This window comes from Paenibacillus sp. OV219 (assembly GCF_900110075.1).
Taxonomy (GTDB): Bacteria; Bacillota; Bacilli; order Paenibacillales; family Paenibacillaceae; genus Paenibacillus_Z.
Map to the genome: position 1 here is coordinate 255,327 of NZ_FOCJ01000006.1, position 14,498 is coordinate 269,824.

General features: G+C 50.1%; 13 protein-coding genes. 12 read left to right on the top strand and 1 reads right to left on the bottom strand.

Features of this window, described 5'->3' with window-relative positions; genetic code table 11:
* Positions 1 to 219: 219 nt before the first annotated feature.
* The 12 genes from liaF (at position 220) to serC (ending at position 13,432) form a co-directional block, all read left to right on the top strand.
* Positions 220 to 1,353 carry a cell wall-active antibiotics response protein LiaF gene (gene liaF / locus BMY11_RS29335; protein ID WP_256217573.1) on the top strand — a complete coding sequence of 378 codons (1,134 nt, stop codon included), beginning with the start codon at positions 220 to 222 and terminating at the stop codon, positions 1,351 to 1,353.
* A 7-nt stretch (positions 1,354 to 1,360) separates the two neighbouring features.
* Entirely contained in the window at positions 1,361 to 2,392 is a 1,032-nt protein-coding gene (locus BMY11_RS16930) for a sensor histidine kinase (protein ID WP_090578530.1), read from the top strand.
* A complete protein-coding gene (locus tag BMY11_RS16935; protein WP_090578533.1) occupies positions 2,389 to 3,054 on the top strand; it encodes a response regulator transcription factor in 666 nt (221 codons plus the stop codon). The genes BMY11_RS16930 and BMY11_RS16935 overlap by 4 nt, the downstream gene beginning before the upstream one ends.
* A gap of 56 nt (positions 3,055 to 3,110) precedes the next feature.
* Positions 3,111 to 3,524 carry a YugN family protein gene (locus BMY11_RS16940; protein WP_090578537.1) on the top strand — a complete coding sequence of 138 codons (414 nt, stop codon included), beginning with the start codon at positions 3,111 to 3,113 and terminating at the stop codon, positions 3,522 to 3,524.
* A 194-nt stretch (positions 3,525 to 3,718) separates the two neighbouring features.
* A complete protein-coding gene (locus tag BMY11_RS16945; RefSeq protein WP_090578540.1) occupies positions 3,719 to 5,335 on the top strand; it encodes a S1C family serine protease in 1,617 nt (538 codons plus the stop codon).
* Between the two features lie 172 nt (positions 5,336 to 5,507).
* Positions 5,508 to 6,200 carry a response regulator transcription factor gene (locus BMY11_RS16950; RefSeq protein WP_090578543.1) on the top strand — a complete coding sequence of 231 codons (693 nt, stop codon included), beginning with the start codon at positions 5,508 to 5,510 and terminating at the stop codon, positions 6,198 to 6,200.
* Positions 6,201 to 6,207: 7 nt separating this feature from the next.
* Positions 6,208 to 7,701, top strand: a complete 1,494-nt coding sequence (locus BMY11_RS16955) for a sensor histidine kinase (protein ID WP_090578545.1) — start codon at positions 6,208 to 6,210, stop codon at positions 7,699 to 7,701.
* A 61-nt stretch (positions 7,702 to 7,762) separates the two neighbouring features.
* Positions 7,763 to 8,713 (top strand): 4-hydroxy-3-methylbut-2-enyl diphosphate reductase, encoded by a 951-nt coding sequence (locus BMY11_RS16960; protein ID WP_090578548.1) that lies wholly within the window; start codon positions 7,763 to 7,765, stop codon positions 8,711 to 8,713.
* 20 nt (positions 8,714 to 8,733) lie between these two features.
* Entirely contained in the window at positions 8,734 to 9,243 is a 510-nt protein-coding gene (locus tag BMY11_RS16965; RefSeq protein ID WP_256217574.1) for a DUF2062 domain-containing protein, read from the top strand.
* 149 nt (positions 9,244 to 9,392) lie between these two features.
* Entirely contained in the window at positions 9,393 to 10,454 is a 1,062-nt protein-coding gene (gene aroF, locus BMY11_RS16970) for a 3-deoxy-7-phosphoheptulonate synthase (RefSeq protein ID WP_090578551.1), read from the top strand.
* A gap of 277 nt (positions 10,455 to 10,731) precedes the next feature.
* Positions 10,732 to 12,156 (top strand): type I glutamate--ammonia ligase, encoded by a 1,425-nt coding sequence (glnA, locus tag BMY11_RS16975; RefSeq protein WP_090578553.1) that lies wholly within the window; start codon positions 10,732 to 10,734, stop codon positions 12,154 to 12,156.
* A gap of 187 nt (positions 12,157 to 12,343) precedes the next feature.
* Positions 12,344 to 13,432, top strand: coding sequence for a 3-phosphoserine/phosphohydroxythreonine transaminase (gene serC / locus BMY11_RS16980; RefSeq protein ID WP_090578556.1), 1,089 nt, complete (start codon positions 12,344 to 12,346; stop codon positions 13,430 to 13,432).
* Positions 13,433 to 13,687: 255 nt separating this feature from the next.
* Here the strand turns inward: serC and BMY11_RS16985 are convergent, their stop codons facing one another.
* On the bottom strand, positions 13,688 to 14,410 hold the full coding sequence (locus BMY11_RS16985; RefSeq protein WP_090578558.1) for a response regulator transcription factor: 723 nt from the start codon (positions 14,408 to 14,410) through the stop codon (positions 13,688 to 13,690).
* Between the last annotated feature and the right edge of the window lie 88 nt (positions 14,411 to 14,498).

Below are 14,498 nucleotides of genomic sequence, written 5' to 3' on the forward strand. Positions count from 1 at the left end.
TAAGGCTCGCGTCAGTGATGTCAACGAAGAGAGTTATAAGACCTAACATGAGATAGAATAGATTTCCAGATTTATCGCAGCGAGCTATGTAAGCGCATTATCGCGCTCAGTCTGCAGACGTAGTCTCGTTCAATCGACAGACCCTTTTATGTCCATATCTCCTTCGGGTATACTTGGAGTACAAACCTTGCAAAAGCGATTGGGAGCTGGTGTTCGAGCATGCATAACTTTATTACACGATTATTTTGGGGCCTCTTTATAATAGTAGTAGGCGTAGGGCTCATGCTAAGACAGGCCGGCGTCATTGACTTCGACATTGGTATGGTCGCAGCGACGTATTGGCCAGCTCTACTGCTTGTACTTGGTGTGCTTAACGTGCTCAGTAAGTCATCGTTCTTCGGCTCAGCGGTGCTGATCATTGTCGGCGTCTTGTTTCTTGGTCGTAATTTAGATTGGTTCGCTTGGTCCGTTCATGACCTATTGCAGTTCGGCGGGCCGCTTATCCTTATCCTTATCGGCTTGCGTGTGATTTTTAAACCTAAGAAGAAGCTCGTGGCTGATCAAGCTGCTCCTGAAGAGGATTGGAAGGCTTACAATTACAGCCAGCCCGAAGTATCGATCCCACCTGCTCCGCCGCTTCATCCGGATCCGACAAAGCAGATGAATCCAGATGAAATGAATGTCATTCCGCCAGTGCCACCTGCACCATCAATTCCGTTTGGCCCGAGCGAGCCGCCTTCGGATCATACGGGAGATGAAGCTGTGCAGCCTCCTGCAGAGCCTGCTTATGGCTATGGGCCCGTCTTCGAGAAGATGGATAAGCATCAGCGGAAGATGCTGAAGCATCAATATCAAGTAGAACGTTGGAACGAACGCGCGAACCGAATGAGGGCGCGCATGGAGCAGAATGCGCATCACCGAATGAAGCATCACCACCGCAATGAACGCGTAGAATGGTGGAATCACGATCCAGGCGTGCAGACGCGCTCGGGCTTTATCGGAGATATCTATCTTGGCCAGGATTATTGGGAGCTGAAGCCGATGAACATTTCGCATTTTATCGGCGACACGGTGCTTGATTTGACGAAGGCACAGATTCCGCCTGGCGAGACGATCGTTAATATCTCTTCCTTTATAGGCGATGTGAAAGTGTACTTGCCGAATGACTACGAGATTGGCGTACATGTCGTATCTAGTGCATTCGTCGGCGATGTTGCCGTGCTGGAGCATCGGGAGGGCGGCATCTTCAAGAACATGGACATTCAAACGCCTTATTTCCCGGATACGGACAAAAAAATAAAGCTGCACGTCAGCACCTTTATCGGCGATGTGCGTGTCACGAAAGTAGGTTGATGCGCGCATGATGGTGAGACTGTTTCGGAACAGCAAATGGGATATGATTCTGCTGTTCCTTGCATCCTCTACGATTTCGGTGCTCGCTTGGCAGCTAGGAGCGGAATGGACGAACGAAGGGCACAGCAAGCTGCTGTGGATCGGCGTAGCCGTCGTATTCCTGCTCATTAGCGCCGTGTTTGGCTACTGGGCGGCCCAGCGCATACAGCGCCAGATCGATCTGCTTGTGCTCGGACTCAAGCAAACCGCTCACGGCAACTACAGTACAAGGCTGCCAGAGGTTGGCCTTCTAACCCCGGCGTATCGCGAATTCAATGATATGCTTGAATCGCTCGATGAGAAGATGCAGTGGATTCAGAGCTCTGGCGAGGATCAGGTGATGCGCGAGACGGCTTCCAATGAAGCGGCTGTGCTGGAAGAGCGACGTCGCTTGGCCCGTGACCTGCATGACACGGTCAGTCAGCAACTGTTCGCGATTCATATGTCGGCTTCCTCGCTGCCGAAGCTGCTCGAGCTGAATGCGGAGCGCGCCGGCGATGTAATGAGTCAATTGATCTCGATGTCATCGCTAGCTCAGAAGCAGATGCGCGGCTTCATTGCGCAGCTGCGGCCAATGGAGCTGGAAGGCAGATCGCTGCAGGAGGCGCTTGATAAGTGGTTCCCGGATTACTGTCGCCAGAATGGCTTGCAAGGCGTGCTCGAATGGCGCGTGAAGGAAAAGCTGTCCGAAGCGAAGGAGCATCAGCTGTTCCTGATCGTGCAGGAAGCAATGGCGAACATCGTGAAGCACGCCGGCGCACAGACTGCGCTGCTGACGGTTGCCGAGACTGAGCGGCAAATTGTGATGACGTTGCAAGATGACGGCGCAGGCTTCCGAGCGGATCAAGTGAAGCGGGGGTCTTATGGATTGTCTACCATGAGGGAGCGGGCGAATAAGCTCGGCGGAGATACCTCCATCATTAGTAAACCGGGGAGCGGCACACGCGTGCGCGTGACGCTGCCAAACTATATAAATAAAGGAGACGGTCTTACGCAATGAGTCAAACGAGCAGCTACAAAATAATGATTGTCGATGATCATGATATGGTGCGTGCGGGCTTGCGGACATACTTAATGCTAGAGCCTAAATTCGAAGTGGTAGCAGAAGCGGCTAACGGTCAAGAAGCGCTTGATATGCTGCGTTCCGGTATTGACGGAGGACCTCCGCAGCTTGTTCTGATGGATCTGATGATGCCGGTCATGGATGGTGTTGAAGCGACTCGCCATCTTATGAAGGAATTTCCGGCGCTGAAAATCGTGATGCTGACTAGCTTCCTTGAAGACGAGAAGGTAGTCGCCGCAGTAGAAGCAGGCGCGGTCAGCTATGTGTTGAAGACCGTCTCGGCGGAAGAACTCATCTATGCGCTGAGCGGCGCCGCGAAAGGCATGCCGGTGATGACGCATGATGTCTCGCAGGCGCTGACGCGAGGCTTGCGCCAGCGCAGCACGCAAGGCGCGGATGAAGGCTTGACCGACCGTGAGAAGGAAGTGCTGCTCTTGATCGCAGAAGGGATGTCCAATAAGGAAATCGCCGAAGAGCTGCATATCAGCATCAAGACCGTGAAGACGCATGTGAGCAACTTGCTGATGAAGTGCGAGCTCGAGGACCGGACGCAGCTAGCTGTTTTCGCCCATCGCAAAGGCTGGGTAAAGACAGGATAATGGACCGCAATGGCGGGCATTCTAACGGTAAATAAGGCCAGAGGAGTTGCCCTACCATGATCCCTATAGACACAAAGCTGGAATCAAGTGAGAAGGAATTTGCGGAAGTAAGAGATATGCTGGAGGAGCATCAGTTCTCCGTCGGCGGCAATTGGGACTACGACCATGGATTTTTTGACCGCTTCCTGGATGAGGAGCATAAAGTATGGCTGCGGATGCCTTTTGACGTCATCAATGGCAATATCGACAGTGAAACGCAAGATTTGGATGCGAAGATCCGGATTGGTAAGCCTTTCGTGTTGAAGCATATTTACAATGAAGGACTCGATAAAGAAGCACATCCGCGAACATTAGGCAGCTTGGTCGATCAGTTCCAGGAGCCGCTTGATCCCGATGCCGAAGTCGAGTCAAAATGGGTGACCATTGCTAAAAAAGTGCTTGACCAGGTCGAAGAGAGGCTGCTCCATTAAGAGAATACGAGATTTGGAACCGGGTTAGGCTAAATTTATTAGCCAAGCCCGGTTTTTTTATGTTGCTTTATAACAATTTTAAGTTTGATTTAAGGTAGATTGTGCATGATAGAAACATGAAGAACAGCAAATAACATCCACCACAACCATGGGAAACGCAATAATAAGCGATACGCTTTAGGAGGAGAAACAAAATGGACGATCAAAACAAGAAAAATGGTTATGATGAATTCTTTCAAGACCGCAGCAACGAAGAGAATCGCGATCAGGACCATTCGTTTAAAGAGCAAGAGGTGAAGCCGGATCAAACCGCACCTTCTTCGGAAACCGAGAAATCATCGTACTACTATTCGTATGGGCCTTTTAAATCAACTGGTGATAGTGTCGCTGAACCGCATGATGGAGCGCAAGCTGATCCTTATGCAGCTGGTAGGCAAGACGGCGAGCATAGCTCAGTAGAAGTAACGCCGCCGCAACAGATTCGCCAGTTCGCGCCTTCGCAATCCGCATCAAGAAGCGGTTGGCAAGTGAAAGAAGCGCGCCGTTCTACCTTTAAAGCGATGTTCGCTTCATTCTTAGCTGGTGTCGTCGTCGTAGGATCGCTCATGTTTGTCTCTGACAAACAGAACTGGTTCACATCCGATCAGGCGACAGTAACGCAATCTTCACCTGATCAAGCGAAGACTGCAGTAGGCAGCGCAGGCGACAATGGTTCGGTATCTACTGCGGCAGACGTCGTAAGACCAAACAATATCGCACAGCTGTTTGAGAAAGCGAGCCCGGCGGTCGTGAAGATCGAGACGTTCACGAAGCAGCGTGCCAGCAGTCAGAGCGGCAGCGGCATGGATTTCTTCAGCCAATTCTTCGGTGATGACCTCGGCGGTGAAGGAGGCAGCCAAGATCAAGGCAATGGATCGAATAGCAATCAGAATCAGGGCAGCACAGAGCTGACACCTGAGGGCATCGGTACAGGCTTCTTCTTCGACTCGTCAGGTTATATTCTAACGAACCAGCACGTTGTCGGCGATGCAGATGAAATTCAAGTTACGGTTCAAGGCTACAACAAGCCGCTCGTAGCGAAGAAGCTTGGCACGAGCTACAGCTTGGATCTTGCTGTACTAAAAGTAGAAGGAACTAATTTCCCAACTTTGCCAATCGGCAGCTCGGAGAAAATCAATATTGGTGACTGGGTCGTTGCAATCGGCAACCCATATGGTTTTGATCACACGGTTACGGTAGGCGTACTGAGCTCCAAGGAGCGTCCAATTACGATTCCGGATGAGCAAGGCACACGTCAATACGAGCACTTGCTGCAAACAGATGCTTCCATTAACCCTGGTAACTCAGGAGGTCCTTTGCTGAACATGGCGGGCGAAGTTATCGGTATTAACACAGCGGTAAGCTCGCAGGCGCAAGGTATAGGCTTCGCTATTCCGACAAGCACCATTCAGGAAGTACTTCAGGACCTGAAGGCGAATAAAGAAATTCCGAAGAAACCTGTACCGTTCATCGGCGCGAACCTCGCTGAAATTACCGATGATATCGCTAAGGAGCTTGGTCTTACAAGCAAAGAAGGCTCCATCGTATCGAGCGTATTGTACAAATCGCCTGCATATATGGCTGATTTGAGACAGTATGATGTTATCATGGGTCTTGATGGTACGAAATATAACAGTCGAGAGGATCTAATCGCTGCCATTCAGAAGAAGAATGTCGACGATACGGTGACACTGAACATTGTCCGCAATGGCGAGAAGATGGATTTGAAAGTGAAGGTCGGCAATAAGAACGAGTTTGAGCAGCAGCAGTAATATATGAGGTAGATTGGTTCAACGTGGCGCATGCAGTCTTAATGACTGTCTGCGCCACTTTTTTGGACGATAGGCTTGAAGATAGGCTTGTGGACAAGCTGTTTCATGGCAGCGAAATGTTGCGTTATAATAAAATCAACAATATTTGGTTAATTGATGATGGGGGAACGGTATGAGACAGCATATATTGGTAGTGGACGACGATGACAAGATTACTTCGCTTCTACGCAGAAGCCTTGCTTTTGAAGGATATGAGGTGACAACAGCAAGCAATGGCCTTGAGGGATTGAAGCAAATGCTCTCAAGCGACCCGGATTTGCTCATTGTAGACGTGATGATGCCGCAAGTGGATGGCTGGGAAGTGGTAAGGCGGGTGCGTGAAGGCGGCAGCTCTGTGCCGGTCTTAATGCTGACGGCTAAGGACGAAATTCAAGACCGCGTTCGGGGACTCGACCTAGGGGCAGACGATTACTTGGTGAAGCCGTTTGCGCTGGAGGAACTGCTCGCTCGTACCCGCGCTCTGCTGCGGCGCAAGTCTGAGAAGCTTGAAGATGGCGGGGCTCGCCTGCAGTTTGAAGACTTGAAGCTGGATCTCGATTCACGGGAAGCGATCCGCAGCGGTCGTCGCTTTGAACTGACGGCTAAGGAATTCGATCTCCTTCAGCTCTTCATGCAGAATCCGCGCCGCGTGCTAACCCGTGATTCGATTATGGACAAAATCTGGGGCTTTGACTACAGTGGCGAATCCAATGTGCTAGAGGTCTATATTGCGATGCTTCGGCAGAAGACAGAAGACGGCACCGGCTCAAGGCTGATTCAGACGGTTCGCGGAACAGGATATGTGCTGCGAGGCGAAGGAGGCTGAGGGCATCATGTCGATCAGGCTGCGGCTTACATTATGGTACTCGGTCATTCTGGCTGTTACGCTTATCGCATTCGGCGTAGCGATCTATTTCTTCGTCGGTTACAACACGTATAAGGAAATGAAGGCGAAGATCGAGACGCAGGTGAATGCCATTAACATTACATCAACGCTGGATATGTTTGACAATTTCAAGGTGTCGCCTTCCTCGATCTTTGCAGATGATGAGATTTACATTCAAGTCATCAATTATAAGAAAGGCGTTGTGCAGACAACGCAAAATTTGCGCCGCCTCGATATGCTGCTTCCTTACCCGGAACAGAAGAAAGTGACCGAAAGCGATGAAGGATTTCAGGAGCTGCATGTCGACAAATATCCGTTTCTGACATATCAGCATCTGTTGAAGCAGAACGGTGAAGTGTTCGGCATGCTTCAGGTTGCGGCGTATTCCGGCCGAGAAGATAAGTTTCTCAACGAGCTTCGAACAACGCTCATCTTCTCGCTTATTGTTGTCGTGCTTATCGCCTTTACGCTTGGCTTATTTCTGGCGCGCCAAGCGCTGCGTCCAATCGAGAATGTTATTCGAGCCAGCAATCAGATCGATAACGGCTCTGATTTAAGTATGCGGATTCCGCATTCCGGTCCGAAGGATGAACTGGGCCGATTAACGGATACGCTGAACGGTATGCTCGGCCGGATCGAGACGACTTACAATGAGCTCGATGATGCGTACAAGGCGCAGCGCCGGTTCGTTTCCGATGCGTCGCATGAGCTGCGTACGCCCTTGACGACGATCCGCGGCAACATCGAGCTGCTGGAGCGGATGTGGCTGCCTGCGCTTGAAGCGGGAACGGAGCAGCAGGAGCAAGAAGGCAGCTCGCTGCCGCAGCTGAGCGATAAGGAACGTCAGCGTGTCATGCTGACAAGGGAAGCGATGGGCGACATTGCCGGCGAGGCGAAGCGGATGTCGAGTCTTGTGAACGACTTGCTAGCGCTTGCCCGCGCAGATGCAGGCTATGAAATGGAGAAAAGCGTGCAGCCCCTGCTGCCGCTCGTCGAGGATGTTGCCCGGAAGGCGCAGCTGCTTCCAAGAAATGTTGAATGGAGAATTGGGAACCTAAGCGCTATTGCAAACGTAGAAGTAGATGCACACGCTGATTTTTTGCGTCAGCTATTCTTTATTTTCGTTGAGAATGCTTTCAAATACACGCCAAGCGGCTATGTTGAGCTGCGCGCCGTCCGTTCCGGCAACCAGGCAGGCATTATTATTAAAGACACTGGCATCGGAATGGCGAGCAAAGAAGTGCCTCATATCTTTGAACGGTTCTATCGTGCGGATGAATCGCGCGGTCAGACGAGCGGTACCGGACTCGGGTTATCCATTGCCAAGTGGATTATTGATGAGCATGGAGGTTCCGTCGAGGTGTCGACACGCGAGGGAGAAGGGACCACGTTTATCGTCTGGCTCCCAGTTGCTTTCCACGAGAAGATCAATGAAGTATAATAGCCTGAGGCTAGTTCTTTAGAATCGTATGGTTTTACGTAGAAAGCAGGGGACGCAAGGTATGGAAATTGTAAAAATTTCTCCGCGCGGTTATTGCTATGGCGTAGTGGATGCAATGGTGCTGGCGCTGCAAACCGCAAAAAATTTAGAATTACCGCGGCCGATCTATATTTTGGGCATGATCGTTCATAATAGTCATGTAACGGAAGCGTTTAAGGAAGCTGGCGTCATTACGCTGGACGGTGAGAACCGGCTTGAAATTCTTGATCAGATTACAAGCGGCACAGTCATCTTCACGGCACATGGCGTGTCGCCTGAAGTGCGAAAGCGTGCTAAGGATAAAGGCCTTACGCTAGTCGATGCGACTTGTCCGGATGTAACGAAGACTCATGACCTTATTCGCGAGAAGGTAGCGGAAGGTTACGAAGTGATTTATATCGGGAAGAAAGCCCATCCGGAGCCGGAAGGCGCGATCGGCATTGCACCGGAGCACGTCCATTTGATTGAGCGTGCAGAGGAGATCGACCAGCTTCAGCTTAGCGCTGACCGCATCATTATTACGAATCAAACGACGATGTCGCAATGGGATATTAAACATTTGATCAGCAAGCTGCTTACGGCATTCCCATCGGCAGAAATTCATAATGAAATATGTTTGGCGACACAGGTGCGGCAGGAAGCGGTAGCTGAGCAGGCTGGTCAAGCCGAGCTTACCATTGTCGTTGGAGATCCGAGAAGCAACAACTCCAACCGGCTCGCGCAAGTATCGGAAGAAATAGCTGGTGTACCGGCTTACCGGGTTTCGGATGTCTCAGAAATCGACTTGGAGTGGCTGAAAGGCAAGAAACGTGTAGCTGTAACCTCAGGTGCATCTACGCCAACTCCGCTTACAAAGGAAGTTATCGCTTACCTGGAGCAATTTGACGAGGCGAAGCCTGAAACTTGGGTGGCACAGCGTACGGTTAACATGAATAAATTGCTACCTACAGTTCGAGTGAAATCGTCCTTGTAAGTGAAAGGAGCGCATCTAAATTGAAGACTGCAAGAAAACCGCGCTCGATTAAACGTTGGCTGAAACTGAAGTATACACAGCTGATGCGGGCGCCTGGCGGCCCATCCATCGTTGCTCTTGGATTTGCGATTGGTATCTTCGTAGAGATGTTTACGCTGCCGACATACGGTCTTGCGTTTTTCTTGATTTTCCCGCTCATCTACATGTTTAATGCGAGCCTTGCCGGCGCGCTAATCGGATTTGTTTTTGGCAAAATTATCTTTATTCCAATCGCTTTCGTGAATAGTATGGTCGGCGGCTGGGTGCTGCCTAAGCATATGAAAGTTTCGCTGCCGTTCGCGCCGCACTGGCTCGACCATTTACTGTATATGAATTTGAAGCTGATCGTGGGCGGTATCATTGATGGAGTTATCCTTGGCGCGCTGTTCTACTTCCCTGTTAAGCTAACGCTGCAATATATGGCGAACAAGCGTAAAGAGAAGCGGAAACTTCGCCGAAGTGCTATCGAAGTGAAGCCTGTGGCGGAATAAAGTCGAATGATCATGGAAACCGATCTCTTGACGAGGTCGGTTTTTTCTTGTATATTTGCTTTAGTGATTAAAAGCCTAAAAGCATAAAAGCGTCGAAGCTTAAAAGCGTACACGCGTCTAAGTATAAAAGTCGAAAGGGAGTTATTATAATGATCGTCATAACGAAGCACAATGCGCCAGAAGAGAGAATTGCAGAGATCGTACATCAGATCGAGAAGTCCGGCGTTCAAGCGCATGTATCGCGCGGAACTGACCGTACCGTCATCGGCATTATCGGCAAAGCGGAGCCATCGCTCGCAGAGCATCTGCGTTCAATGAAGGATGTCGAGAATGTCATCAAGATTTCGAAGTCTTACAAGCTCGCGAGCCGTGACTTCCACCCGGATGATACCGTTATTGAAATTAAAGGCGTGAAGATCGGTGGCGAGCACCTCGCTATTATGGGCGGACCTTGTGCCGTTGAGACGCCAGAGCAGATTGATGAGATCGCTAGGCTCGTGAAGGCAGCAGGCGGACAAGTGCTTCGCGGGGGCGCGTTCAAGCCGCGTACCGGGCCTTACAGCTTCCAAGGGGTCGGCGTAGAAGGACTGAAGATGATGGCGGACGCAGGGCGCAAGCATGGCCTGCTGACGATAACAGAGGTTATGACGCCGGAGTACGTTGATATCTGTGCAGAATATGCGGATATTTTGCAGGTCGGCACGCGGAACATGCAGAACTTTGACCTGCTTCGCAAGCTGGGCACGATTCAGACGCCAGTACTTCTGAAGCGAGGTTTCAGCGCTACTTACGATGAATTCCTGAATGCAGCAGAATACATCCTTGCAGGCGGAAATCCGAACGTTATGCTCTGTGAACGTGGAATTCGTACGTTTGAAACATACACGCGCAACACGCTTGATTTGGCAGCGATTCCGGTACTTCAGGGGCTGAGCCATTTGCCGGTTATCTCGGATCCGAGTCATGGCACAGGCCGTCGGGAACTCGTAGAGCCAATGGCGAAAGCGTCGGTGGCAGCAGGAGCGAACGGCCTCATAATCGAGATGCACACCGATCCCGACAACTCGATGACTGGCGATGGGGTACAATCACTGTTCCCTGACCAATTCGCGAACCTTCTGAAACAACTGGAACAGCTTGGTAACCTCGTAGGAAAGCGTTTTGACACACCGAAAGAGCCAGCTGAGTTCTTCAATACGTGGAAAATATAAGGTTTCCGTAGACGTTAATTCGCGGATAATAACAAGCTGCAGCCTTTGATTCTTGAGGGCTGCAGCTTGTTATTTATAGGTAAATTGCGGGTTTTTAGCTATTGCGTCAATAATGTGAAGTTATCTAACAATAGGTTTTAAAAATACCTGACATGACTATTGACGGGATTAGAGCAGGTATCTATAATAACAATCATAGTTTCAGATCAGAAGTTGAACAATAACTGTCCTAAACATCTCAAATGTTCGGAAATTCGGAAATGGAGGAAATACCCAAATGTCAGTTCAAAACGTATTGAACACAATCCAAGAGAACAGCATCATGTTTGTCGATTTCCGCTTCGTGGATCTTTCTGGCCACGCGCACCACATCACGCTTCCTGCTACGGAAGTGGATGCCGAAACGTTTGTTAACGGCGTAGCTTTCGACGGTTCCTCGATCGCTGGTTTCCGCGGCATCGAAGAATCCGACATGGTTATGATGCCGGACACTGAGGCTAGCTTCATCGATCCGTTCACGGATCACCCGACATTGAACATTATGTGTAACATCCATACACCTGACGGCGAACGTTATGAGCGCGATCCGCGCAGCATCGCTCAAAAAGCAGAAGAATATCTGCAAACGACGGGCATCGGTACTACAGCATTCTTCGCTCCTGAGTCCGAGTTCTTCATTTTTGACGACGTTCGTTTCGAAAGCAAAATGAACACGTCCTACTACTCCGTCGATTCCGACGAAGCGGCTTGGAACACGGGTCGTAAAGAAGAAGGCGGCAACCTTGGTTATAAAATCGGTGTTAAAGGCGGCTATGTGCCAGTTGCTCCAGTCGACGCGCAACAAGACATCCGCAGTGAAATGGTTCGCATCATGCAAGAAACAGGTCTTCGCGTTGAGCGTCACCATCACGAAGTTGCTACAGCTGGTCAAGCGGAAATCAACTTCCGTTTCGATACGCTGACGAAAACAGCTGATAATCTTTTGAAATATAAATACATCATCAACAACGTTGCTCGTCAATGGGGCAAAGTGGCAACGTTCATGCCAAAACCACTCTTCGGCGACAACGGTAGCGGTATGCACGTTCACAGCTCGATCTTCAACGGTGATTCCCCGTTGTTCTACGAGAAAGGCGCTTATGCAAACCTGAGCCAATTGGCGCTGCACTACATCGGTGGTATTCTGCATCACGCACCAGCGCTGATTGCAATCACGAACCCATCGACAAACTCGTTCAAACGTCTGGTACCAGGCTACGAAGCACCGGTTAACCTTGTGTTCTCCAAAGGCAACCGTTCTGCAGCAATCCGTATTCCGGTTGCAGCTGTAACGCCTAAAGGCTGCCGTATCGAGTTCCGTACACCGGACTCCACAGCTAACCCTTACCTTGCATTCGCAGCAATGCTGCTTGCAGGTCTGGACGGCATCAAACGTCAATTGGATCCAGTTGCTCTTGGATATGGTCCATTCGACAAAAACATCTACGATCTGTCTGATGAAGACAAAAAAGAAATCCGTTCGGTTCCAGGTACGCTGGACGAAGCGCTTGACGCTCTGGAAGCGGATTGCGAGTTCTTGACTGAAGGCGGCGTATTCTCGCAAGACTTCATCGAGAATTTCATTGCACTGAAACGTTCCGAAGCTAAAGCAGTAGCGATCCGTGTTCATCCACACGAGTTTAGCCTGTACTTCGACTGCTAATTCCGGACTTATTATTTCCATTCAAACGAGCTCTCTACCCAGAGAGCTCGTTTTTATATCTTCATTGCAAGCTAAATCCGAATATTCTTAATAGAACTGTTGGAATATGTTCGACTTTTTGACTTGATGCAAGCCTTTAAACTTGCTATCATACACATAAGCAAATTAGAAGAGTGGAGTGAGCTACATGACGAATCGCGCTTATAACTTTAATGCTGGTCCAGCAGCGCTGCCGCTTGAAGTGCTGCAGCAGGCTCAGCAGGAATTCATTGATTATGCCGGTGCTGGCATGTCAATTATGGAGATGTCCCATCGCAGCAGCATCTTTGAAGAAGTCAATGACGGTGCTCAATCCCTTCTTCGTGAATTGTTCGGAATTCCGAGCAATTATAAGGTGCTCTTCCTGCAGGGCGGAGCAAGCACGCAGTTTGCTATGATTCCGATGAATCTGCTCACGCCAGGCAAAACAGCGGCATTCGTAAACACGGGCAGTTGGGCGGATAAGGCGATTAAAGAAGCAAAGCTTTTCGGTGAAACTGCAATTGCGGCATCCTCGGAAGCGTACAAGTTCAACCGCATACCTGAGCTTGGTGAAATCGAGATTCCTGAGAATACAGCCTACCTGCACATCACTTCGAATGAAACGATTGAAGGCACGCAGTATGCTAAATATCCAGAAACAGGTGATGTGACGCTGATCGGCGACTTGTCGAGCGATATACTGAGCCGTCCGGTTGATGTAAGTAAATTCGGCATGATCTATGCCGGAGCGCAGAAGAACCTTGGCCCATCCGGTGTAACGATCGTGATCGTGCGTGAGGATCTCGTTGCAGAAAGCCCGAAATCGATTCCGACGATGCTTCGTTACGATACGCATGTGAAGAACAATTCCCTTTACAACACACCGCCTTCCTTCTCGATTTACTTGGTCGGTCTGATGTTGAAATGGGTGAAAGATAGAGGCGGCGTTGCCGCGGTTGAGCAATACAATCGCGATAAGACGAAGCTGATCTATGACACAATCGATCAAAGTGGCGGCTTCTACCGCGGCTTCGCAGAGGCAGGTAGCCGTTCACTTATGAACATTACGTTCCGCCTCGGAACTGAAGAGCTCGAGAAGCAGTTCGCGAAGGAATCGGAGCAGCATGGCTTCGTCGGCTTGAAGGGACATCGCAGTGTTGGTGGCTTGCGCGCATCGACGTACAATGCTGTGCCGCTGGAGAGCTGCAAGGCACTCGCCGAATTCATGGCGGATTTCCAGAAACAGAACGGATAACGAAGGTAGGGAGATGGCTCGCATAGGCTCCGCGGCCTGCGGTCGGTATGGGTCTGCATCGCTGTTGTAGTTTGGATATCTCGGATTATATAAGACATTTATAGGTTGATATCCAACTTCAAAGGCGAACGCTATCGCTTTCCGACTCCATACCGATCTCCGGCCGCTCTCTGCGCCGCACAACTACTTTTTTTAAACAAAAGAAGACCGCCGGGCCTTTGGGGACGGCGGTCTTCTAGTTGTGAGAGCAAAGGATTATGCCAAGGATGAATCGGCTGCGCTGCTGCCTGGGCCAGCTAGTTTATAGCCGACGTTACGAACGGTCATAATATACTCTGGCGTACGTGCGTTTTTCTCGATTTTGTCGCGAAGATGGCTGATATGGACGTCGACGATTCGCGTATCGCCGAGGAAGTGATAGTCCCACACGCCATGCAGCAGCTGTTGTCTGCTAAGCACTTTGCCGCGGTGGCGGCAGAGGAAGAGGAGCAGTTCGAATTCCTTCGGCGTAAGCTCGACTTGCTTGCCATTCACTTGCACTTCACGCTGCTCGGTGATGACTGTCAAATGACCGATCTCATGAACGGCTTCGTCACTCTTGCCTAGCAGCGACTGCGTACGGCGGAAGATCGCTTGAATACGTGAAAGCAGCTCTTGCGGAGAGAATGGCTTCGTCATATAATCATCGGCGCCATTATCAAGTCCGGCGATTTTGTCAGTGACATCCTGCAAAGCCGTTAACATAATAATCGGCACCGCATTATTTTGCTTTCGCAGCTCTCTGCATACTTGAATACCGTCCATCTTCGGGAGCATGAGATCGAGAACGATGAGGTCGGGACGAAACGGCTTTAAGAAGTCGAATACGGCTTCACCATCAGCAGCGCAGCGCACCTCGTAGCCGGCAAGCTTCAAATTAAATTCAAGCAACATGGAGATGGAAGGCTCGTCATCGACGATTAATATTTTCTTCTTCATCGTTTATGATCTCCTTTTCGTGCAATTATAATTGTATTATGACAGTCATTTTTTTGCAGGAGATTAAACAAACGTAAAAGCTATGTAA

Excerpts from the sequence above, each read along its gene's own strand:
- BMY11_RS16950 (WP_090578543.1), top strand. The coding sequence starts at position 5,508 with ATGAGACAGCATATATTGGTAGTGGACGACGATGACAAGATTACTTCG.
- liaF (WP_256217573.1), top strand. The coding sequence starts at position 220 with ATGCATAACTTTATTACACGATTATTTTGGGGCCTCTTTATAATAGTA.
- BMY11_RS16945 (WP_090578540.1), top strand. The coding sequence starts at position 3,719 with ATGGACGATCAAAACAAGAAAAATGGTTATGATGAATTCTTTCAAGAC.
- BMY11_RS16935 (WP_090578533.1), top strand. The coding sequence starts at position 2,389 with ATGAGTCAAACGAGCAGCTACAAAATAATGATTGTCGATGATCATGAT.
- BMY11_RS16940 (WP_090578537.1), top strand. The coding sequence starts at position 3,111 with ATGATCCCTATAGACACAAAGCTGGAATCAAGTGAGAAGGAATTTGCG.
- BMY11_RS16960 (WP_090578548.1), top strand. The coding sequence starts at position 7,763 with ATGGAAATTGTAAAAATTTCTCCGCGCGGTTATTGCTATGGCGTAGTG.
- BMY11_RS16985 (WP_090578558.1), bottom strand. The coding sequence starts at position 14,410 with ATGAAGAAGAAAATATTAATCGTCGATGACGAGCCTTCCATCTCCATG.
- BMY11_RS16930 (WP_090578530.1), top strand. The coding sequence starts at position 1,361 with ATGATGGTGAGACTGTTTCGGAACAGCAAATGGGATATGATTCTGCTG.
- serC (WP_090578556.1), top strand. The coding sequence starts at position 12,344 with ATGACGAATCGCGCTTATAACTTTAATGCTGGTCCAGCAGCGCTGCCG.
- BMY11_RS16955 (WP_090578545.1), top strand. The coding sequence starts at position 6,208 with ATGTCGATCAGGCTGCGGCTTACATTATGGTACTCGGTCATTCTGGCT.
- glnA (WP_090578553.1), top strand. The coding sequence starts at position 10,732 with ATGTCAGTTCAAAACGTATTGAACACAATCCAAGAGAACAGCATCATG.
- aroF (WP_090578551.1), top strand. The coding sequence starts at position 9,393 with ATGATCGTCATAACGAAGCACAATGCGCCAGAAGAGAGAATTGCAGAG.